Source organism: Streptomyces sp. NPDC050433 (assembly GCF_044458565.1).
Taxonomy (GTDB): Bacteria; Actinomycetota; Actinomycetes; order Streptomycetales; family Streptomycetaceae; genus Streptomyces.
This window is the reverse complement of sequence record NZ_JBITIB010000013.1, coordinates 158202-179692: the sequence shown is the minus strand read 5'-3', so window position 1 is coordinate 179692 and position 21491 is coordinate 158202. Positions and strand designations below refer to the sequence as shown.

Below are 21491 nucleotides of genomic sequence, written 5' to 3'. Positions count from 1 at the left end.
TCCCCCCGACAGGCCCGGAGAGCTGCGCCCACCGTTGCCCCTTCACGCCGCCCGGAGCGCCCCGAGGGTCCCAACAACCCCTCTGCTGACCCCACTTCACGTACGTCCCCAGGCACCGCACCTGACCCTTCCGAAGACCGCTGTGACCTCCTCGTACGGCTGCGGAGGGTGAGGTGTCCCTCACGGTAGCCGGAGGTTGACAGCCCGAAGCGCTCAAAGCCCGTGTGAGCCTCTTGGAGCCCCTGCCCGAATATGGGGAGTCGGCAGCCGCTGGTTCAGGGCGGCACATGCGGACTCAGGTACCGGCAAACCCCCATTCGGGTCGCCGCTACCGGTAGACTGATGAAGAATCCCGCCTCGTCGGCGGGACTCGCTTACCAAGACTGTCAAACACTGTCGCAAGCCGAACGACGCAGCCGCTCCCGCCTGCCCGGAGAACGGCCTGTGCTGTGCCAGAAAGGGCGCTTCGTGGCCGATTCCGGCAACCCCAACGAGAACACTCCGTCCGTAGCCACCGGTGAGAACGGCGAGGTAACAGGCTCGTACAACGCCAGTGCCATCACGGTGCTGGAGGGCCTGGACGCGGTCCGTAAGCGTCCCGGTATGTACATCGGCTCGACCGGTGAACGTGGCCTTCATCACCTGGTGACCGAGGTCGTCGACAACTCTGTCGACGAGGCCCTGGCCGGGCACGCGGACACCATCGACGTCACGATCCTCGCCGACGGCGGCGTACGCGTGGTCGACAACGGCCGCGGTATCCCCGTGGGCATCGTCCCGTCCGAGGGCAAGCCGGCCGTCGAGGTCGTGCTGACGGTCCTGCACGCGGGCGGAAAGTTCGGCGGTGGCGGCTACTCCGTCTCCGGCGGTCTGCACGGCGTGGGTGTCTCCGTGGTGAACGCGCTGTCGACGAAGGTCGCCGTCGAGGTCAAGACCGACGGCCACCGCTGGACGCAGGACTACAAGCTCGGGGTGCCGACGGCGCCGCTGGCGCGCAACGAGGCGACCGAGGAGACGGGCACGACGGTCACCTTCTGGGCCGATCCCGATGTCTTCGAGACGACGGAGTACTCCTTCGAGACGCTGTCGCGGCGCTTCCAGGAGATGGCCTTCCTCAACAAGGGCCTGACCCTGAAGCTGACGGACGAGCGTGAGTCGGCGAAGGCCGTCGTGGGCGCCGACGTCGCGGGTACGGACTCGGCCGAGACGCCCGGCGAGGAGCCGGTGCGCAGCGTCACGTACTTCTACGAAGGCGGCATCGTCGACTTCGTGAAGTACCTCAACTCCCGCAAGGGCGAGCTGATCCACCCCACGGTCATCGACATCGACGCCGAGGACAAGGAGCGGATGCTCTCGGTGGAGATCGCGATGCAGTGGAACTCGCAGTACAGCGAGGGTGTGTACTCCTTCGCGAACACGATCCACACGCATGAGGGCGGTACGCACGAGGAGGGCTTCCGCGCGGCGATGACCGGCCTGGTCAACCGCTACGCGCGCGAGAAGAAGTTCCTGCGCGAGAAGGACGACAACCTGGCGGGCGAGGACATCCGCGAGGGTCTGACCGCGATCATCTCCATCAAGCTGGGCGAGCCGCAGTTCGAGGGCCAGACGAAGACCAAGCTCGGCAACACGGAGGCGAAGACCTTCGTACAGAAGATCGTGCACGAGCACCTGACGGACTGGTTCGACCGGCATCCCAATGAGGCGGCCGACATCATCCGTAAGGCGATCCAGGCCGCCACGGCCCGCGTCGCGGCCCGTAAGGCGCGGGATCTGACCCGTCGCAAGGGCCTGCTGGAGTCGGCGTCGCTGCCCGGCAAGCTGAGCGACTGCCAGTCGAACGACCCGGCCAAGTGCGAGATCTTCATCGTCGAGGGCGACTCGGCCGGCGGCAGCGCGAAGTCCGGCCGCAACCCGCAGTATCAGGCCATTCTGCCGATCCGCGGAAAGATCTTGAACGTCGAGAAGGCGCGGATCGACAAGATCCTCCAGAACACCGAGGTGCAGGCGCTGATCTCGGCGTTCGGCACCGGTGTGCACGAGGACTTCGACATCGAGAAGCTCCGCTATCACAAGATCATCCTGATGGCGGACGCCGATGTCGACGGCCAGCACATCAACACGCTGCTGCTGACGTTCCTCTTCCGCTTCATGCGCCCGCTGGTCGAGGCCGGGCACGTGTTCCTCTCCCGTCCTCCGCTCTACAAGATCAAGTGGGGCCGGGACGACTTCGAGTACGCGTACTCGGACCGGGAGCGCGACGCCCTGGTGGAGCTGGGCAAGCAGAACGGCAAGCGGATCAAGGAAGACTCGATCCAGCGCTTCAAGGGCCTCGGTGAGATGAACGCCGAGGAGCTGCGCATCACGACGATGGACGTCGACCACCGCGTACTCGGCCAGGTCACGCTCGACGACGCGGCGCAGGCCGACGACCTGTTCTCGGTGCTGATGGGCGAGGACGTCGAGGCCCGGCGCTCGTTCATCCAGCGCAACGCCAAGGACGTCCGCTTCCTCGACATCTGAGTCGGTCCCCCGCTGACGACCGCTTCGCACAGGCCGAAAGGAACACTGACCAGCAATGGCCGACGAGAACACCCCCGTGATGCCCGAAGAGGTGCCCGCCGTGGAAGGCGTGGGCATGCGTGTCGAGCCCGTAGGGCTTGAGACGGAGATGCAGCGCTCGTACCTCGACTACGCGATGTCCGTCATCGTGTCGCGTGCGCTGCCCGATGTACGGGACGGTCTGAAGCCCGTCCACCGCCGGGTGCTGTACGCGATGTACGACGGCGGCTACCGGCCCGAGAAGGGCTTCTACAAGTGCGCCCGCGTCGTCGGTGACGTCATGGGCACGTACCACCCGCACGGTGACTCCTCCATCTACGACGCGCTGGTGCGTCTCGCCCAGCCGTGGTCGATGCGGATGCCGCTGGTGGACTCCAACGGCAACTTCGGCTCTCCCGGCAACGACCCGGCCGCCGCCATGCGGTACACCGAGTGCAAGCTGATGCCGCAGTCGATGGAGATGCTCCGCGACATCGACGAGGAGACCGTCGACTTCACGGACAACTACGACGGCCGCAACCAGGAGCCGACGGTCCTGCCGGCGCGCTTCCCGAACCTGCTGATCAACGGATCGGCCGGCATCGCCGTCGGTATGGCCACCAACATCCCGCCGCACAACCTGCGGGAAGTCGCCGCGGGCGCGCAGTGGGCGCTGGAGCACCCGGACGCCTCGCACGAGGAGCTGCTGGACGCGCTGATCGAGCGCATCAAGGGCCCGGACTTCCCGTCCGGCGCGCTGGTCGTGGGCCGCCGGGGCATCGAGGAGGCGTATCGCACGGGCCGTGGCTCGATCACGATGCGCGCGGTCGTCGCGGTCGAGGAGATCCAGAACCGGCAGTGCCTGGTCGTCACGGAGCTGCCGTACCAGACCAACCCCGACAACCTCGCGCAGAAGATCGCCGACCTGGTGAAGGACGGCAAGGTCGGCGGCATCGCCGACGTGCGTGACGAGACGTCCTCGCGTACGGGGCAGCGGCTGGTGGTCGTGCTCAAGCGCGACGCGGTCGCCAAGGTCGTGCTGAACAACCTGTACAAGCACACCGATCTTCAGACGAACTTCGGCGCGAACATGCTGGCGCTGGTGGACGGTGTGCCGCGCACGCTGTCGATCGACGCGTTCATCCGGCACTGGGTGACGCACCAGATCGAGGTCATCGTCCGTCGTACGCGCTTCCGGCTGCGCAAGGCCGAGGAGCGCGCGCATATCCTGCGTGGCCTACTCAAGGCGCTCGACGCGATCGACGAGGTCATCGCGCTGATCAGGCGCAGCGACACCGTCGAGACGGCGCGCGGCGGCCTGATGACGCTGCTGACGATCGACGAGATCCAGGCGAACGCGATCCTGGAGATGCAGCTGCGCCGGCTGGCGGCGCTGGAGCGGCAGAAGATCGTCGCCGAGCACGACGAACTCCAGGCGAAGATCGACGAGTACAACGCGATCCTGGCCTCGCCCGAGCGGCAGCGGCAGATCGTCAGCGAGGAACTGGCGGTGATCGTCGACAAGTTCGGTGACGACCGGCGTTCCAAGCTGGTGCCGTTCGACGGTGACATGTCCATCGAGGACCTGATCGCCGAGGAGGACATCGTCGTCACCATCTCGCGTGGCGGCTATGTGAAGCGTACGAAGACCGACGACTACCGCTCGCAGAAGCGCGGCGGCAAGGGTGTGCGCGGCACGAAGCTCAAGTCGGACGACATCGTCGACCACTTCTTCGTGTCGACGACGCACCACTGGCTGCTGTTCTTCACGAACAAGGGCCGGGTGTACCGGGCGAAGGCGTACGAGCTGCCCGACGCCGGACGGGACGCGCGGGGCCAGCACGTGGCCAACCTGCTGGCGTTCCAGCCGGACGAGAAGATCGCGCAGATCCTCGCCGTGCGGGACTACGAGGCGGCGCCGTATCTGGTGCTGGCCACGAAGGCCGGTCTGGTCAAGAAGACGTCTCTGAAGGATTACGACTCACCCCGTTCAGGCGGTGTGATCGCGATCAACCTCCGTGAGACGGACTCGGGCGCGGACGACGAGCTGATCGGTGCCGAACTGGTGTCGGCGGACGACGATCTGCTGCTCATCAGCAGGAAGGCGCAGTCGATCCGGTTCACGGCGACGGACGACTCGCTGCGTCCGATGGGCCGCGCGACATCGGGCGTGAAGGGGATGAGTTTCCGCGAAGGGGACGAGCTGCTGTCGATGAATGTGGTGCGGCCCGGTACGTTCGTGTTCACTGCTACCGACGGCGGCTACGCGAAGCGGACCAACGTCGACGAGTACCGCGTTCAAGGACGTGGCGGCCTCGGTATCAAGGCCGCGAAGATCGTGGAGGACCGCGGGTCGCTGGTCGGTGCGCTGGTGGTGGAGGAGACGGACGAGATCCTCGCCATCACCCTGGGCGGCGGCGTGATTCGTACGCGAGTCAACGAAGTCAGGGAGACGGGCCGTGACACGATGGGTGTCCAACTGATCAACCTGGGCAAGCGCGATGCCGTGGTCGGCATCGCTCGTAATGCCGAGGCAGGTCGTGAGGCTGAAGAGGTCGAGGGAGTCGTCGGCGAGGATGCCGACGAGGCTCCGGCGACCGATGGGGCCGCGGCTGCCGAGGACGCTGAGGGCACCCAGCCCTCGGTGGCGGAGCACGAGGAGTAGACAGCGTGAGTGGAGCCACGGGCGCCGGATCGGCCGCTTCAGGAGCGAACGGTGCCCGTGGCCCTGCCACGGACTCCCAGGGGGTTACGGTGACCGACACCCGGGGGCAGCAGCCCCCCTACGACACGTACGGATCCGAGCAGCCGCAGCAGGCGGCGCAGCCGTACCACCCGCCGCAGGCGTATCCGACGCCGTCGGGCGGGGGGACACAGGGCGGACAGCAGCGACCGGGCGTACAGCCGCCGCAGGCCCAGCCGCATGTCCAGGTCGGCCACGGGCCGGGACAGACGACACATACGGGCGGCGGCCGGCAGCCCACGGCGGCGGGCGTACGCCTGCCGCGCACGGGGGCGCGTACGACTCCGCGCACCCGCAAGGCGCGGCTGCGGGTGGCGAAGGCCGACCCGTGGTCGGTGATGAAGGTCAGCTTCCTGCTCTCGATCGCGCTCGGTGTGTGCACGGTCATCGCGTCGGCGGTGCTGTGGATGGTCATGGACGCGATGGGCGTCTTCTCGACGGTGGGCGGGACGATCAGCGAGGCGACGGGCTCGAACGAGAGCAACGGCTTCGACCTCCAGTCGTTCCTCTCGCTGCCGCGGGTGCTCATCTTCACGTCGGTGATCGCCGTGATCGACGTGGTGCTGGCGACGGCTCTGGCGACGCTCGGATCCTTCATCTACAACCTGTCGGCGGGCTTCGTGGGCGGCGTCGAGCTGACGCTCGCCGAGGACGAGTAAGAGGCCGGGCAGGAGGAGAGAGCGGTCCCCTTATCGATTTTGGGACTGGCCCTGGAGTGCGCTAATCTTCAGGGGCAGCGCGGGGCTATAGCTCAGTTGGTTAGAGCGCATCCCTGATAAGGATGAGGCCACAGGTTCAAATCCTGTTAGCCCCACCAGAATTGACGTGGCTGTCAGAAGCCCGGCGGATCTCAGGATCTGCCGGGCTTTTCTGTGTGTGCGTGGTGTGTGTGGTGCTGCGGTCACGACCAGGACACCCCCCCAGGGCCCAAGCTTCCGGTTGGGCCTGGGGTTGGGCCTTGGGGCCCATGCCGGGGGGTCCGGTGCCGCCGTATGTTTCTCATGTCGCCAGCGAGACCGGCCAGGAGGAAGCCGGAAACGCGAGTGACACCAAGGACTCGTACGAGTCGGCCGGTACACGGCCGGCCGACACAAAGGGGAATCTCATGTCGAACGTCACGCTGAAGGCCGCCACCAACGCCAAGCTCTACGTCGGCACCTGGGCCAACACCGCCGTCACCGCCCTGAAGCGCCGCAGCGACAAGGGCCAGGGTGCGGTCGAGTACGTGGGCGTCATCGTGCTGGTGGCGCTGATCATCGCCGCGATCGTCGGGTCCGGTGTCGACGAGTCGATCTCCGAGGGCCTGTCGAACACCGTGGACGAGATCCTCGGCGGCGGAGAGTAAGACCCCACAGCCTCAGCGGTTGTAGTACGACCGCTGTCGCTCCGGCGGGGTTCGCCGGCCGCACCGCTGACGGCCACGGCGCGCGGCACCCGGAGCGACAGCGTGTGTGGACTGAAGGAAGCAGTCGTAGAGGCAGATCAGCGAGGGTACGGCGCTGAACTGCGGGCCATTCGAACCGCGTGGCGAGTCCTGACGAGGATGACGCCGCAGGCTCGAATCCCATTGCCCCACAAGGGCTGATCCGCCCGGACAGTGAGACTCCTGTCCGGGCGGATCGCTTTCTGTTGTTTGGGTGTTGACTGGACGTCGTGGCCCTTGAGTTGGGGGCGCATGTAGGTCACCGATCGGTATCGGTCGGTGTGTATAGTCGGGCGCCAGAAGGCCCCTAAGACAAGGAAAGACGAGGTCGCGCGGTGAAGAAGCTTCTCCTGGTCGTACTGGCCGCCATCGGCGGGCTCCTCGTGTACCGCCAGATCCAGGCGGATCGCGCCGAGCAGGATCTGTGGACGGAGGCTACCGACTCCGTGCCCGCAGGTTCGGGTGTGTGAGACCCAGTAGTCGGTAACGGGCCCCGGTCGCTGAGGCGACCGGGGCTTCGTGCTGTCCGGGGCTCGTCGGCTTCGCCTTGGTGAACGATTTGATTGCTTTTGTGAAATTCCGGCCGGGTGGGAGCGTACGGATCGGCTGCCCGCGCAGACAGGGGCGGGAGCGGCGGGGCAGGATGGACCGGCACCCTCACCGTCCTGCGGCGGGTGCGGGCTGTTGGCGGTGGGCGGCGCGGTCGCCGGGACGACAAGGGGAAGCTCGTGAAGAGGCTGCGCGACAGGGGCCGGGTCGCGGTGGTCGCGGCGGTGGCGATGTGCGCGGTGGCGGCGCAGCCGGGGCTGCCGGGACTGGCCGGTACGGCTCGGGCGGCGGACGGGTCCAGTGAGTACGCCTTCGATCCGCAGGCCGTGAACATCAAGGGTGCGGAGAGCGCCGACGCCGCGGACCAGCTCGAACCGGGCTCCACGTACCGCGATTCGATCGAGCCGGGGAAGAAGCTCTACTACCGGCTGGAACTGGACGACGAGAAGAACGCGTACGTGTCGGCCACCGCGGTGCCCGAGTTGAGGACGCGGGTGGCGTACGGCGACGAGCTCACCGTCACGGTGCAGGACAGCGAAGGCGAGGAGTGCGACTCCGGACAGGCCCGGGTCCTGCCGACCAGTGACTATCCGCAGCCGCTGACCGCGTACGCGTCCCGGACGCTCGGCCCCGATGGGGACGGGGCCTGCCGGGAGGCCGGTACGTACTACGTGGTCGTGGAGCGGGAGTCGAAGGCCACGTTCACGCAGGGCGCGTGGGGGCTGGAGCTGCGCCATCTGTCCGAGCCGAACCTGAAGTCCGGGATGCCCACCGAGGCGGACGAGGACTGGTCGAGCGAGGCCCCCGAGCCGCCGTCCGGCGCTCGGGGGAAGCAGGGCGGCGCCGGTTTCAGTAACGCGGTGGCTCTGGAGACGGGCAGGTGGACGGCGGACATCGATCCCGGTGAGTCGCTTTTCTACCGGGTGCCGGTCGACTGGGGCCAGCAGCTGTTCACCAGTGCGGACCTGGGCAGTTCGCAGGGAACCGGCATTGTCATCGGGGCGATGACCCTCGCCGTCTACAACCCGGCGAGAGGGCTCGTCGACAGCACCGGATCGATGTCCTACAGGGGCAAGCAGAAGTCGTTGTCGACGGATCCGGCGCCGCCGGTGGATTACGCGAACCGCTTCGGTTCCACCGCCGACGAGAGGGCGATGCGTTTCGCCGGCTGGTATTACGTGCGGGTGAGCCTCAACCCCAAGGTGGGCGAGGAGTTCGGGTTGGGGCCGCACGAACTGACGCTGAGCGTGACGGTCGACGGTACGGCGACGGGCGGGCCGGGGTACGACGGTCCGGCGGGCGAGTTCGACGTGTCGTACAACGGCCCGGATCAGGCGGACGCCGGGGCCGTGGGCAGCGACGACAGCGGCAGGATGCAGCTGATCGCGGCGGGTGGGATCGGCATGGGGACGGTGCTGATGCTGGGGCTCGGCGGGTGGATGCTGGTCGCCCGGCGGCGGGGGCTTGGCCGTCAGGTCTGAGCGAGGGCCCAGAACCCGACGGCGAAGCAGACCAGTGCGAGCAGGAGAACCGGGATCGTCACCTTGGGTGGCGGTCCCGGTCGTCTGTGCGGGGCCGGAGTGGGGGCCGTGGCCGGAGTTGGGGCGGGGGCGGGCGCCGACGCGTACGGGGCTGGTGGGTACTGGGTGGGAACTCCGGGCTGCTGAGCGGTGTATCTACGAGTGTGCTGGAGGTCGTGCGGCACCGCGGCGGTGGGTGCCTGCGACGGATCGGGTGCGGCGGGGGAAGGGGACGCGAGCGGATGCGGGGACGGCTGCAACGGGTGGGGCCCGGAGGGGGGTTGGTGAGTGTGCTGTTGCTGGTCCGTGGGCGGCGGTGGGGGGAGATGGAAGCTGCCGGTCTCCGACATGGAGGTCCCAGGCGCCGGCTGCTGCTGGTCGGCGGGCGTGCCGGCCGTCCAGGTGGCGCTCTGGGCGCTGTGCGGCGGCTGCCCGCCGCTCACCCCGCCCGTCACTCCCCCGGTGATTCCACCCGTGTACGGGTCTCCGTACGAGGGCGCCTGCGGAGCCGGTGCCGGCCGTCTCGGGTCCGTCTCCGTGACGGGCCCGTCGGGACCGAACGGGTGCGGCAGCGGCCCGAGTTGGTCGAAGACCTCGACCGGCTCGTCGTCCAGCGCCTGCTCGGGCAGCAGCTCGACGGCCGACGTGAGCGCCTTGCGTGCCCCCGTCGCCGTACGGAACCGGGCGTCCGGGTCCGGCTGGAGCAGCCCGGCGAGCACCTGCCACAGCGGCTCGGGAATCCCTTGCGGCGCTCCTGGGGTGCCGTGCGCGGTGAAGTACTCCACCAGGGCCTTGGAGTCGGGTTTCTGGCCCTCCAGCAGATAGAGCGCGACCAGGCCGACGGCGAAGAGGTCGGCGGGGAAGTCCGGCTCCGCGCCCATCATCTGCTCCGGTGCGAAGTAACCGGGCGTGCCCACCACGTAGTTGGTCTCCGTCAGGCGCGGCTCGCCCTTGCGCATGGAGATCCCGAAGTCGGACAGCCTCAGATGCGGCCGGCCGGTCCCGGTGGCGTCCAGCAGTATGTTGGCGGGCTTGATGTCGCGGTGGACGACCCCCTCCGCGTGCACCGCCGCGAGACCGGAGAGCAGCTGGTCGAGCAGGAGGCAGACGAAGCGCGGCGGCAGCGGACCGTAGTCGCCGATGACATGTGCCAGAGATCCGCCGCTCACCAGGTCCATGGTGAAGAGGACCTTGTCGTCGTCGGCGGCCCAGCTGGCCGGTGCGAGCACATGCGGGTGATCGATCCGCAGGGCCTGTTCGCGTACGAAGCGCAGCAGGGTGTGCGCGTCGCTCTGCTGGAGCACCTTGGCCGCCACGTACCGGCGGCGCCGGTGGTCCCAGGCACGCCAGACGGCGCCCACACCGCCACGTCCGATCGGGTCGACCAACTCGTACCGACCAGCGAAGACCTCACCCATTGCGCCGCGCTCGCTCCCAGTCGTCCTGTCCGGCGGACCGTCGCCCTCGTGCCGCGGTCACTGTCGTGCCCGCCATGCCTGCCGTGCCCAGCCCCGGTCTAGTTCTGGTGCGCCTCGTAGTGCGCGACCGCCTCGGCGGTGCGCCCGGCTCCGTACACCCGGAGGAACTCTGCCAGTTCGGGGTGGCTCGGAGCGAGGGAATCCGCCGCGTCGATGATGTCACCAGCGGCGGCCACCGACCGCAGCAATGACTGGATCTCGCGGACGACCCGCCGCACGGTCGGTGCGCCCGTGCTGTTCGTCGTCTGGCTGGTGCCGGTGAGGACGGAGCCGCCCTGCGACTTCTTGACCTCCTCCATCCGGGAGGTGGCCTCGGCGGCGCTGACGCTGCCGTCGGCGACCTGTCCCGCCAGATCCTGGAGCGCCTGAACGCGCTGGACCACGGCGGGATTGCCGATCTTGGCGCGCTGGCCGCTCATCAGCTGGGAGAGCATCGGGGCCGACAGACCGAGCACCGCGGCGAGCCTGGCCTGATTCAGACCCAGGTCATCGATGAGCCGGCGGAAGAGTGCTCCCAGTGGCTCCCCGTACCAGCTGCGCTGGAGTTCTCTGGCTCTGGCTGTCGATTCCTGCTGTGCGGCGTCCATTCGCGTCTCCCCATCGCTTCCCCAGGCGGCAGCTTCGCTGCTGCGAACCTCTGGGGCATCCTACGGAGCGGCGTCGCACACCGGGAGTCCCAATCCTTTTGCGGGATCACGGTGGACACCCGGTACTCTGGTCCCCGGCGGTCACCGAGACGTCCTGCGGAACCGTCGTACACCCCTTTCGGGGCCTTAGCTCAGTTGGTAGAGCGCTGTCTTTGCATGGCAGATGTCAGGGGTTCGACTCCCCTAGGCTCCACTCCTTGAAAGCTCCTCTGACCTGCGGAAACGTGGCTCGGAGGGGCTTTTTGCGCTGTCGCGGGCAGTACGACGGTGATGCGGAGCCCGCCGTCGGTGCGCGGGGTGACGGTGAGCGTGCCGTCGTGTGCGTGGGCGATGGTCTTGACGATGGCCAGGCCGAGGCCGACACCTGCGTGATCGGTGTGCACGCGTTCGGTGCCGCGCTGGAACGGTTCGGTGAGTGTCGCGGCCAGTTTCGGTGTGATCTGGTCGCCGGTGTTCTCGACGGTGAGAACCGCGGTCCTGGGCCGGACGCGGGTAATCACCCACACGGTGCCCTGTTCGGGCAGGTTGTGGACTATCGCGTTGTGTACGAGGTTCGTGGTCAGTTGCAGCAGGAGCGCCTGGGAGCCGAGAGCCGGGGCGATGTCACCGGTGGTTTCGATGGTGACACCGCGCTTCTCGGCGAGCGGGAGCAGTGTCTCGGTGGCCTCTTCCGCGAGTAGGGACAGGTCGACATGTTCTCCCGTGAAGGACCTCTGTTCAGCGCGACTGAGCACGAGTAGCGCCTCGGTGAGTTCGATCGCGCGGGTGTTGACGGCGCGAAGACGGTCGACGAGTTTGCCGGGCTCTTGGGTCGGATCGTTGTGGGCCACGTCGAGGAGCGACTTCGAGATCGCGAGCGGCGTGCGCAGCTCGTGAGAGGCGTTGGCGGCGAATCTCCGCTGTTCGGCGACGTGAGCTTCGAGCCGGGCGAGCATCGTGTCGAAGCCGTCGGCGAGTTCACGGAACTCGTCTCTGCGGCCCGGCAACCGGATCCGGTGGGAGAGCGATCCGTTCGTGGCCATGCGGGTGGCGTCGGTGATGCGAGTCAAGGGGGCAAGCATACGGCCGGCGAGGATCCACCCTCCCAGGAGGCCGAATATCAGGAGGAACACCATGACGGCGGCTGCCGTTGGGGCGAAACCGAGCACGAAGGCGGTGCCTGGAGTTGCTCTCCATGCCCCCTCTTCGTTGGTCTGCAACCACCCCTGCCGCACGAGAAACAACCCGATGGCGGCAAGTAGCAGCGCACCGGCGACCAGGAGGAATCCGGTGTAGCTGAGGGTGAGTTTGAGGCGCACACTCAGACCGGGCTGCCTATTCACCGTCTTGTCCCTCGCGTTGGGTGCCGGGTGCTGCGTCGATGCGGTAGCCGACGCCCGGCACGGTGGTGATGATCCGGGGTTCGCCGAGACGTTTGCGCAGTGCCGAGACGGTGATGCGTACGGCGTTGGTGAACGGGTCGGCGTTCTCGTCCCACGCGCGTTCCAGGAGTTCTTCGGCACTGACGACCCCGCCCTCGGCGGCGACGAGGACTTCGAGCACGGCGAACTGCTTCCTGGTGAGCGCGACGTAGCGCCCGTCCCGGTAGACCTCCCGGCGGAACGGGTCCAGGCGCACACCCGCGATCTCCCGCACGGGGGGCCTGTTGATGGCGCGCCGGCGGTCGAGGGCTCTGAGCCTGAGCGCGAGTTCCCGGAGTTCGAAGGGTTTCGTGAGGTAGTCGTCGACGCCGAGTTCGAACCCGGTGGCCTTGTCGTCGAGACGGTCCGCCGCGGTGAGCATGAGGATCGGCATGCCGCCGCCGGAGGCGACGATGCGTCTGGCGATCTCGTCACCGGAGGGGCCGGGAATGTCGCGGTCGAGGACGGCGATGTCGTAGGTGTTGACGCTCAGCATCTCCAGAGCGGTGCCGCCGTCACCCGCGATGTCGGCCGCGATCGCTTCCAGGCGTAGGCCATCGCGGATGGCTTCCGCCAGATAGGGCTCGTCCTCGACGATCAGCACACGCATGGCATTGAGGCTACGAGCCGCCGCATATGGTCGGCGTATCGAAAACCGCATACGTGCCGACAACACCGCACCGCCTTGACTGGCGGTAAGACGGCTGCCACCGACGACGGGGTGGAGTTCTCGGTCGACAGCGGCCGGCGTTCCCCGGCGTACCGGAATCAGCTTCTGCCGATCCCACCCAGGACCCGAGGACGCAAGAGTGACAGGCCGTGAGCGAGGACAGACGACGACGCGGGTGGAAACGGCGGAGGCCGGGCAGGAGGGCGTCGCCGGCCACCGGGACACCGGCTCCGCTCCCCGGCGCGCGGGTGTCCGCCGGGCACTGCGCACGGTCTCCCGGCCGGAGCCGTGGAAGCGCGGCCCGGTGCTCGTGGCGCTCGCGCTGCTGCTCGGCCTGGTCATGCTGTTTCACGCGCGGATCACGGGCCGCGGGGGCATCGGCAGTCTGGTGGAGACCTTCCTGCCGTGGTTGGGCCTGTTCGTCCCGGTGCTGCTGGTGGGCGCGCTCCGGCGTCGCTCCGCTGCCGCGGTGGCCGCTCTGCTGCTGCCGGTCCTGGTGTGGCTGAACCTCTTCGGTCCGCTGCTCGCCGACAAGTCCCGCGCGGGCGGCGACCTCACCGTCGTCAGCCACAACGTCGGCGCCGACAACCCCGACCCGGTCGGCACCGCCCGCGACCTGGCCGCCTCCGGGGCGGACGTACTGGCGCTGGAGGAGATCACCCCGCAGGCGAAGCCGCTGTACGAGAAGGAGCTGGCGACGGCGTACCCGCACCACACGGCGCAGGGCACGGTCGGGCTGTGGAGCACGCTGCCGCTGTCGGACACCCGGCTGGTCGACATCAAGCAGGACGCCGGGCCGCTGGGGGCCACCAAGCCGGCCGAGGTCACGAGGGACTACGCGCGGGCGCTGCGTACGACGCTGGCCACGGACCAGGGGCCGCTGGCGGTGTATGTGGCCCACCTGGGGTCCGTACGCGTGAACCCCAGGGGTGGCTTCTCGACGGGGTCGCGGGACAGGGGAGCGCGGGCGCTCGGCGAGGCGATCGCCGCCGAACGCAACGAGCGGGTGGTGCTCCTCGGCGACCTGAACGGCTCCATGGACGACCGCGCGTTCGACGGCATCACCTCGCGGATGCGCTCGGTCCAGGCCGTGGCCGGGGACGGCTTCGGTTTCACCTGGCCCGCGACGTTCCCGATGGCGCGCATCGACCAGATCCTTGTCCGCGGCGTGGAGCCGCGGAGCTCGTGGTCGCTGCCGGCCACCGGCAGCGACCATCTGCCGGTGGCGGCCAAGATCAGCTGGTGAACACGCGTCATGCCGCCGGATCCGTCCCGCGCCTCCCGCAGGCTCCGCCGGCGCGACGCCTCGTGAGGCTACGCGCGGGCGCATATCGTCGGCGTATCGAAAACCGCATACGTGCCGACTACACCGCGATGCCTTGACTGGCGGCATGCCCTACAGCGAACCAGCCCGAACAGCGGCCCCGACCTGGTGGTACCCGAGGTGCGTGAGCGCCCCGTCCGAGAACGCCGACGTGAGGATGACGGACCAGTGAGCCGGACCGCGCACCACCGAGGGGTTGGCGCCGCGGGCGCGGGTCTGACCGTCGAACCGATCAGCGCAGCCGAGCACTTGGCGTTCGTACGGACACAGCGGTCGGTCAGCTTTCTGCAGACCCCGGCGTGGGGCCGCGTCAAGACCGAGTGGCGCAGCGAGTCCCTCGGCTGGTACGACGGCGGGCGGCTGGTCGGTGCCGGGCTCGTCCTGCACCGACCGGTGCCGCGGCTCGATCGCTTCACGCTGGCCTACCTGCCCGAGGGCCCGGTCATCGACTGGACGGGCGATGTCGACGCGTGGCTCGACCCGCTGGCGGCCCATCTCAAGGCGCACGGCGCGTTCGCGATCCGGCTCGGCCCGCCGGTGTGTACGGACACCTGGAGCGCCGCCCAGGTCAAGGAGGGCATCGCCGACCGGGGCATCAAGCGGCTCACCGAGATGCCCGGCCAGGAGACCGACCCGGTCGGCGCCCGCGTGACCGGCCGGCTCAGGGACGGCGGCTGGTTGCCGCAGAACCCGCAGGACGGCTTCGGCGTCGGGCACCCGCAGTTCAAGTACGAGATTCCGCTGGCCGGCAGAACTGAGGACGACCTGCTCAAGGGCATGAACCAGCTCTGGCGCCGCAACATCAAGAAGGCGGCCAAGGAGGGCGTCGAAGTCACCGTCGGAGACGACCTGAAGGCGTTCCACGACCTCTACGTCCACACCGCCGAACGCGACCGCTTCACACCCCGGCCACTGCGCTACTTCGAGACCATGTTCGCGGAGCTGAGCGCCGAGGACCCCGAGCGGATCAAGCTCTATCTGGCCCGGCATCAGGGCGATCTGGTCGCCGCCACCGTCCTGATCCGCGTCGGCGCCCACGCGGTGTACTCCTACGGAGCCTCCTCCACCGAGAAGCGCGAGGTGCGCGGCTCCAACGCCTGCCAGTGGGCGATGATCCGCGACTCGCTGGCGGCCGGCTGCGACGTCTACGACCTGCGCGGCATCACCCCCACCCTCGACGCCGACGACCCGCACGTCGGGCTGATCCACTTCAAGGTCGGCACCGGCGGTCAGGCGGTGAGATACGTCGGCGAGTGGGACCTGCAACTGCGGCCGATGGTCTACCGGGCCTTCGACTTCTACATGAAGCGGCGCGCGCGATAGGCCCGGAGCTCGTGCGCTCTGCGGACACGGCTTACGCGAGCGCGGCGGCGACCTCGTCGAGGCGTGCCCCGCGGGAGGCCTTGACGAGCACTACATCGCCGGTGGTGATGTGCTCGCGCAGCCAGTCGACGGCGGCGTCGTTGTCTGCCAGTACCACCGCCCGCTGCCCCGCTCCGTCGGCGATCGGCCGGGCGGCCTCGCCGACCACCGCCACCACATCGGCTCGGGAGGCGGCGTACTCCCCGACGCGGCGGTGTTCGGCGGCGCTGTCGTCGCCGAGTTCGAGCATCTCGCCGAGGACGGCGATGCGCCGCCCGCCCTCGACCGCCGCCAGCGCGTCCAGGGCGGCGCGGGTCGAGTCGGGGTTGGCGTTGTAGGAGTCGTTGAGCAGCCTCGCGCCACTTGCGAGGTCGCGCGGCTCCATACGCCACCGCGACAGCGAGGCGGTGGCCAGCTCCGCCGTGGCCAGGTCGAGGGTTACGCCGGCGGCCAGCGCCGAGGCCGCGGCAGCCGACGCGTTGAGCGCCTGGTGGGCCCCCACGTGCGGCAGCGCGACGGGAACCGAGGCGTCGGCGGTCCGCAGCGTGCAGGACGGCCGGCCGAGCGGGTCCAGCACCAGGCCGAGAACCCGCACGTCGGCGTGGTCCGCCCGGCCGAAGGTCAGCACCGGGCCGTCGGTGAGCGCGCGCATCGCGACCACACGGGGATCGTCGGCGTTGAGTACGGCGGTGCCGCCGGGCGCCAGCCCGCGTACCAGTTCGCCCTTGGCCTCGGCGATGGCCGCGCGCGACCCGAACTCGCCGAGGTGGGCCTGGCCGACGTTGAGGACGACGGCGATGTCGGGCGCGACCAGGCCGGTGAGTTCGGCGATGTCGCCGATGTGGCGGGCTCCCATCTCCAGGACGAGATACCGGGTGGCCGCGCCGGTGCGCAGCATGGTGAGCGGCACGCCGATCTCGTTGTTGAGCGAGCCGATCGTGGCGATCGTCGGCCCGGCGCTCGAAAGCACGGCCGCCAGCAGGTCCTTGGTGCCGGTCTTGCCCTGGGAGCCGGTCAGCCCGACAACGGTCAGCCCGCCGCGCAGCCGGGCCACGACGTGGGCGGCGAGCGTCTGGAGCGCGGCCCGGACGTCGACGACGACGACGGTGGGCAGTGGTGTGGGCCGGGAGCCGAGAACGGCAACCGCGCCGGCCCGGCCGGCCTGGCCGGCGTAGTCGTGGCCGTCGACGTACTCGCCGGCGAAAGCGACGAAGAGGCCGCCCGGCTCGGCCTGCCGGCCGTCGAGTACGGCGGGGGCGGTCACCGTCACGGCGCCGTCACCCTCGACCGTCCCGCCGACGACCGCGGCGATCTCGCCGAGGCTGAGCGGGATCATGGCCGGGCGCCGTGGAGGTGGTGGCTGACGGAGTCAGGTTCGTCGTAGGTCATGCCGCCAAGTCAAGGTGGTGTGTTGTCGTCGCCACGTATGCGCTTTTCGATATGCCGACGATATGTAACCGCTGGGTAATATATCGTCGGTATATCGAAAACGGCATACGCGCCGACAACACCGTGATGCCTTGACTTGGGGCATGACCCACAGCGAACCAGCGCGAACAGCGGCGGCCCCCCGCACCCGATCGCCGGGAATCACCATTTATGGATGCGGGCAGGACGAGGCCGTTCTGTTCCGGGCGACGGCACCCCGCTTCGGCGTCATTCCCACCATTACGGAGGCGGCGGTATCCGAGGCGAACATCGAACTCGTCTTCCGGAACCGGTGCATCAGCGTAGGTCACAAAACGCGGATCGAAAATTCCACCCTGCTTGCCCTCGGTAAAGCCGGTGTCACATACATCTCCACGAGGAGCATCGGTTACAACCACATCGATGTGGAGTACGCGGACCGTGTCGGAATTACGGTGGAAAATGTCGCCTACTCGCCCGACAGCGTGGCCGACTACACGCTGATGCTGATGCTGATGGCGGTACGGAACGCGAAATCCATGGTCCGCCGCGCGGACATGCACGACTACCGCTTGAACGATGTGCGCGGGAAGGAACTGCGCGACCTGACCGTCGGAGTGGTCGGAACAGGGCGCATCGGCACGGCAGTCGTGGACAGACTGCGGGGTTTCAGCTGTCGAGTACTGGCGTATGACATTCACCCCGAGATCGCCGCCGATTACGTTCCTCTCGACGAGTTGCTGCGGCTGAGCGACATCGTGACGCTCCACGCACCGCTCAACGCGGATACGCACCATCTCCTGAATCGTCAACGCATCGATCGCATGAAGCGCGATGCGTTCGTCATCAATACCGGCCGCGGTCCTCTGCTCGACACCGAGGTCCTTGTTGCGGCACTGGAAAGCGGCAAATTGGGCGGTGCGGCGTTGGACGCCCTCGAAGGAGAGGAAGGAATATTCTACGCCGACTGCCGAAACGAAGCCATCGAAAGCAAGCTGCTGGTGCGGCTGCAAAAGCTGTCGAACGTGCTCATCAGTCCGCACACCGCGTATTACACAGACCATGCCCTGAGCGACACGGTCGAGAACTCCATCGCCAACTGCCTGAAATTCGAGAGCAGGAATCAGCATGGCTAGGTTGAAGGTCGGAATCATATTCGGAGGCTGCTCCGAAGAACACCCCGTCTCCGTCAAGTCCGCGCAGGAGGTCGCACGAAACCTCGATATCGAGAAGTATGAACCGTTCTACATCGGGATCACCAGGAGCGGCGCCTGGAAGCTCTGCGACCATCCTGACCCGAACTGGGAGAACGGAAGTTGCCGTACGGTCGTGCTGTCACCGGACACAGGCGCACACGGACTGCTCGTTCTGGAGCAGGGACGATACGGGACGATCCGTCTGGACGTCGTCCTGCCCGTTCTGCACGGCAAGCTCGGTGAGGACGGTGCGATGCAGGGCTTGCTGGAACTCTCCGGAATTCCCTACGCGGGCTGCGATGTCCAAAGCTCTGCCCTGTGCATGGACAAATCCCTTGCCTACATCGTCGCCAGAAGCGCGGGAATCGCCACACCGATGTTCTGGACCGTCGCGGCGGACGAGAAAATCGATCCCGACCCGCTCACCTACCCTGTCTTCGTGAAGCCGGCCCGTTCGGGGTCGTCCTTCGGAGTCAGCAAGGTATCCGGAAAAGAGGAACTGCCGAGCGCGGTGGAAACCGCGAGGCAGTACGACTCGAAGGTGCTGATCGAAGAGGCCGTCGTCGGCAGCGAGATCGGCTGTGCCCTCCTGGGGACCGATCTGGATCTGGTCGCGGGCGAGGTGGACCGTATTTCCCTCTCGCACGGCTTCTTCAGGATCCATCAGGAGGAGGAGCCCGAAAGCGGCTCTGAGAACTCCATGGCGATCGTTCCCGCCGACATTCCGGTGGAGTCGCGATTGCTCGTTCAGGAGACAGCCAAGGCCGTGTACCGCGCCTTGGGGTGCAGGGGACTTGCGCGGGTGGACATGTTCCTCAGGGACGACGGAGAAGTGGTCCTCAACGAGGTCAACACGCTGCCGGGTCTGACGTCGTACAGCCGTTATCCGAGGATGATGGCAGCCGCCGAGTTGCCGCTCGCCGACGTGATCGACCGGTTGGTGTCGCTGGCACTGACGGGGAAAAGCCGATGAAGATTGATTTCGCCTTCGTGGACGATCTTGTGTCCGGAATACGCTGGGATGCCAAGTACGCCACCTGGGACAACTTCACCGGCAAACCGGTGGACGGCTACCTGGCAAATCGAATCGTCGGCACGAGGGCTCTCTGTGCGGCTCTTGAGAAGGCGCAAGAAAAGGCCGGATCCCTCGGCTTCGGCCTGCTTCTGTGGGACGGTTACCGCCCTCAACGCGCCGTGGACTGCTTTCTGCGCTGGTCACAGCAGCCGGAGGACGGCCGGACGAAGCCACGGCACTATCCGAACATCAACCGGGCCGAGATGTTCGACCTGGGATACGTGGCCGCCAAGTCGGGCCACAGCCGGGGCAGCACGGTTGACTTGACGCTCTACCACCTGGCTACCGGTGAACTCGCTTCCATGGGCGGCGGCCATGACCTGATGGATTCGATTTCCCACCATGGAGCGAACGGGATCACGCAGACCGAAGCGACAAACCGCGAACATCTGCGCTCCATCATGGATGCCTGCGGTTTCAGCTCGTACGCGTGCGAGTGGTGGCACTACACACTCAACGGTGAACCCTATCCGGGCACCTACTTCGATTTTCCCGTCACGTAGGTGAGCCGGCGGCCGTCGGGGGCGCGTACAGGTTGATCAGCTGGGCGAGGTGGTGGCCGGCGGTCAGCAGTGGGCGTTCGTTCCGGGAGACCTGGGCCGCAAGTTCGGCGCCTTCCAAGGTGCTGATCACCGTATGGGCCAGGTCGTGGGCGTCGTCCTCCGCGATACCGGCGCGGCGAAGACGGGCATACACCAGGTCGCGCCAGTTCGCGAACGCGGCAGCCGCGGCCTCCTGGATGTCCGGAGCGCGGCCGGCCGTACCGAGTGCCGTGGCGGTGACCGGGCAGCCCTCGACCCAGTCGGACTCGCGCAGCCCCTCCGCGAGGCGGTGCGCGCAGTCCATCACGGCCTGGGCCGGGTCGGAGGCCGAGTCGAGGGCGAGGGTCAGTTCGTCGGCGAACTCGCGCTCCCCGTGGCCGATCGCGGCGACGGCCAACTGCTGCTTGCCGCCGGGGAAGAAGTGGTAGACCGAGCCGAGTGTGGCTCCGGCCTCGGTCGAGATCTGTTTGATCCCCGTGCCGTCGTAGCCCTGACGCTGCATGAGCAGCGAGGCCGCCCGGACGATTCTCTCGCGCGTGCCGACCGGGCGTTCCGCTCCCGTGGTGGGGTCCTGCTCCGCTGTCCTCACAGCCGCATCCTACTGGATAGAGCGCTCGCTCTAGGGCGTGCTATGTTCCTCGCTGGATAGAGCGTTCGTTCTAGCGAGAGTGGCATACCTGATGAACACGCATACGAGTGCGCCCGCGGTGACGGTGATCGGTCTCGGTCCCATGGGGCGGGCGATGGCGGGCGCGTACCTGGACAAGGGGTACGCGGTGACGCTGTGGAACCGCAGCGCGGGCAAGGCCGACGAACTCGTGGCCAGGGGCGCGACCCTCGCCGCCTCGGTCGACGAGGCCCTGGCGGCAGGCGGGCCGGTCGTTCTCAGCCTGACCGACTACGACGCGATGTACGCGATCCTCGAACCCGCCGCGGCCGGCCTGCCGGGGAGGGTGGTCGTCAATCTGACCTCGGACACCCCGGAGCGGGCGCGTGCCGCGGCGGACTGGTTCGCCGGCCACGGTGCCCGGCATCTGACCGGCGGGGTGAACACTCCGCCCTCAGGCATCGGCACGTCGGAGGTCTTCACCTTCTACAGCGGCCCCCGCGACCTGTTCGACGAACTGGCCCCGACGCTGGAGGTGCTGACGGGCACCGACTACCGGGGTGAGGACCAGGGGCTGGCGGCGCTGTACTACCAGATCGGGATGGACCTGTTCTGGACGACGATGCTCAGTTGGGTGCACGCCCTCGCGGTGGCGGACGCCAACGGTATCTCGGCTGCGGAGTTCCTGCCGTACGCGTCGGAGAGCACCGCCGGGATGTCACGGTTCTTCGAGTTCTACACACCCCGGATCGACGCGGGCGATTTCCCCGGTGACGTGGACAGACTCGCCATGGGGGTGGCCAGCATCGAGCACGTCCTGCACACCACGGAGGCGGCCGGGGTCGACACGGCACTGCCGGCGGCGGTGCTGGAACTGTTCCGGCGAGGCATGGCGGACGGCCGTGCCGACTCCAGCTTCACCAGCCTCTTCGAGGTCATGAGGGGGAGCCGGAAAGCCGCCTGACCCGGCATCAATAACGATTAACGGCGCCCGTTGCACCGTACGG

At 67.9% G+C, this 21491-nt stretch carries 17 protein-coding genes, 2 tRNA genes and 1 pseudogene; 14 read left to right on the top strand and 6 right to left on the bottom strand.

The window, feature by feature from the left end; translation table 11 throughout:
• Nucleotides 1-444: 444 nt before the first annotated feature.
• From gyrB to ACIBLA_RS18320, 7 genes are all read left to right on the top strand, one after another.
• On the top strand, nucleotides 445-2523 hold the full coding sequence (gyrB, locus tag ACIBLA_RS18350; RefSeq protein ID WP_363240656.1) for a DNA topoisomerase (ATP-hydrolyzing) subunit B: 2079 nt from the start codon (nucleotides 445-447) through the stop codon (nucleotides 2521-2523).
• A 55-nt stretch (nucleotides 2524-2578) separates the two neighbouring features.
• Complete coding sequence (gyrA, locus tag ACIBLA_RS18345) at nucleotides 2579-5206, top strand: DNA gyrase subunit A (protein ID WP_363240655.1); 2628 nt, start codon at nucleotides 2579-2581, stop codon at nucleotides 5204-5206.
• Between the two features lie 89 nt (nucleotides 5207-5295).
• The gene (locus tag ACIBLA_RS18340; RefSeq protein ID WP_399199139.1) at nucleotides 5296-5943 is read left to right on the top strand and encodes a DUF3566 domain-containing protein; all 648 of its coding nucleotides are present in this window, start codon (nucleotides 5296-5298) and stop codon (nucleotides 5941-5943) included.
• A gap of 81 nt (nucleotides 5944-6024) precedes the next feature.
• Nucleotides 6025-6101, top strand: a tRNA-Ile gene (locus tag ACIBLA_RS18335).
• A gap of 288 nt (nucleotides 6102-6389) precedes the next feature.
• Nucleotides 6390-6629 (top strand): hypothetical protein, encoded by a 240-nt coding sequence (locus tag ACIBLA_RS18330; protein WP_363240652.1) that lies wholly within the window; start codon nucleotides 6390-6392, stop codon nucleotides 6627-6629.
• 413 nt (nucleotides 6630-7042) lie between these two features.
• Nucleotides 7043-7177, top strand: a complete 135-nt coding sequence (locus ACIBLA_RS18325; protein ID WP_363240651.1) for a DLW-39 family protein — start codon at nucleotides 7043-7045, stop codon at nucleotides 7175-7177.
• Nucleotides 7178-7435: 258 nt separating this feature from the next.
• Complete coding sequence (locus ACIBLA_RS18320; RefSeq protein WP_399199138.1) at nucleotides 7436-8737, top strand: hypothetical protein; 1302 nt, start codon at nucleotides 7436-7438, stop codon at nucleotides 8735-8737.
• Here ACIBLA_RS18320 and ACIBLA_RS18315 read toward each other — a convergent pair.
• Both ACIBLA_RS18315 and ACIBLA_RS18310 read right to left on the bottom strand, forming a co-directional pair.
• Nucleotides 8728-10194 carry a protein kinase gene (locus ACIBLA_RS18315; RefSeq protein ID WP_399199137.1) on the bottom strand — a complete coding sequence of 489 codons (1467 nt, stop codon included), beginning with the start codon at nucleotides 10192-10194 and terminating at the stop codon, nucleotides 8728-8730. The two genes, ACIBLA_RS18320 and ACIBLA_RS18315, sit on opposite strands and share 10 nt — an antisense overlap.
• A 98-nt stretch (nucleotides 10195-10292) precedes the next feature.
• Nucleotides 10293-10841: a DNA-binding protein gene (locus ACIBLA_RS18310; protein ID WP_363240647.1), complete on the bottom strand. Its 549-nt coding sequence runs from the start codon at nucleotides 10839-10841 to the stop codon at nucleotides 10293-10295.
• 180 nt (nucleotides 10842-11021) lie between these two features.
• On the opposite strand from ACIBLA_RS18310, the gene ACIBLA_RS18305 reads away from it, so the two are divergent.
• A tRNA-Ala gene (locus tag ACIBLA_RS18305) sits at nucleotides 11022-11094 on the top strand.
• A gap of 46 nt (nucleotides 11095-11140) precedes the next feature.
• On the opposite strand, the pseudogene ACIBLA_RS18300 reads toward ACIBLA_RS18305, so the two are convergent.
• Both ACIBLA_RS18300 and ACIBLA_RS18295 read right to left on the bottom strand, forming a co-directional pair.
• A pseudogene (locus ACIBLA_RS18300) lies at nucleotides 11141-12223 on the bottom strand (sensor histidine kinase); the annotation flags it as partial.
• Complete coding sequence (locus tag ACIBLA_RS18295; protein ID WP_399199135.1) at nucleotides 12216-12911, bottom strand: response regulator transcription factor; 696 nt, start codon at nucleotides 12909-12911, stop codon at nucleotides 12216-12218. The gene ACIBLA_RS18295 and the pseudogene ACIBLA_RS18300, both read right to left, overlap by 8 nt.
• A gap of 322 nt (nucleotides 12912-13233) precedes the next feature.
• Between ACIBLA_RS18295 and ACIBLA_RS18290 the strand changes: the two genes are divergently transcribed.
• Nucleotides 13234-14217 (top strand): endonuclease/exonuclease/phosphatase family protein, encoded by a 984-nt coding sequence (locus tag ACIBLA_RS18290; RefSeq protein ID WP_399199157.1) that lies wholly within the window; start codon nucleotides 13234-13236, stop codon nucleotides 14215-14217.
• 246 nt (nucleotides 14218-14463) lie between these two features.
• On the top strand, nucleotides 14464-15618 hold the full coding sequence (locus ACIBLA_RS18285; RefSeq protein ID WP_363240645.1) for a peptidoglycan bridge formation glycyltransferase FemA/FemB family protein: 1155 nt from the start codon (nucleotides 14464-14466) through the stop codon (nucleotides 15616-15618).
• A gap of 31 nt (nucleotides 15619-15649) precedes the next feature.
• Here ACIBLA_RS18285 and murF read toward each other — a convergent pair whose 3' ends face one another.
• Entirely contained in the window at nucleotides 15650-16993 is a 1344-nt protein-coding gene (gene murF / locus ACIBLA_RS18280; protein WP_399199134.1) for a UDP-N-acetylmuramoyl-tripeptide--D-alanyl-D-alanine ligase, read from the bottom strand.
• Nucleotides 16994-17189: 196 nt separating this feature from the next.
• Here murF and vanH point away from each other — a divergent pair, with 196 nt between their 5' ends.
• The 3 genes from vanH to vanX are packed head-to-tail and all read left to right on the top strand — an operon-like array spanning nucleotide 17190 to nucleotide 19838.
• Complete coding sequence (gene vanH / locus ACIBLA_RS18275; protein ID WP_399199133.1) at nucleotides 17190-18200, top strand: D-lactate dehydrogenase VanH; 1011 nt, start codon at nucleotides 17190-17192, stop codon at nucleotides 18198-18200.
• The gene (vanA-Sc, locus tag ACIBLA_RS18270; protein WP_399199132.1) at nucleotides 18193-19233 is read left to right on the top strand and encodes a D-alanine--(R)-lactate ligase VanA-Sc; all 1041 of its coding nucleotides are present in this window, start codon (nucleotides 18193-18195) and stop codon (nucleotides 19231-19233) included. The genes vanH and vanA-Sc overlap by 8 nt, the downstream gene beginning before the upstream one ends.
• Nucleotides 19230-19838 carry a D-Ala-D-Ala dipeptidase VanX gene (gene vanX / locus ACIBLA_RS18265; protein WP_399199131.1) on the top strand — a complete coding sequence of 203 codons (609 nt, stop codon included), beginning with the start codon at nucleotides 19230-19232 and terminating at the stop codon, nucleotides 19836-19838. The genes vanA-Sc and vanX overlap by 4 nt, the downstream gene beginning before the upstream one ends.
• Here vanX and ACIBLA_RS18260 read toward each other — a convergent pair.
• The gene (locus ACIBLA_RS18260; protein WP_363240638.1) at nucleotides 19831-20466 is read right to left on the bottom strand and encodes a TetR/AcrR family transcriptional regulator; all 636 of its coding nucleotides are present in this window, start codon (nucleotides 20464-20466) and stop codon (nucleotides 19831-19833) included. The two genes, vanX and ACIBLA_RS18260, sit on opposite strands and share 8 nt — an antisense overlap.
• 91 nt (nucleotides 20467-20557) lie before the next feature.
• Between ACIBLA_RS18260 and ACIBLA_RS18255 the strand changes: the two genes are divergently transcribed.
• On the top strand, nucleotides 20558-21448 hold the full coding sequence (locus ACIBLA_RS18255; RefSeq protein WP_363240637.1) for an NAD(P)-binding domain-containing protein: 891 nt from the start codon (nucleotides 20558-20560) through the stop codon (nucleotides 21446-21448).
• Nucleotides 21449-21491 lie beyond the last annotated feature (43 nt).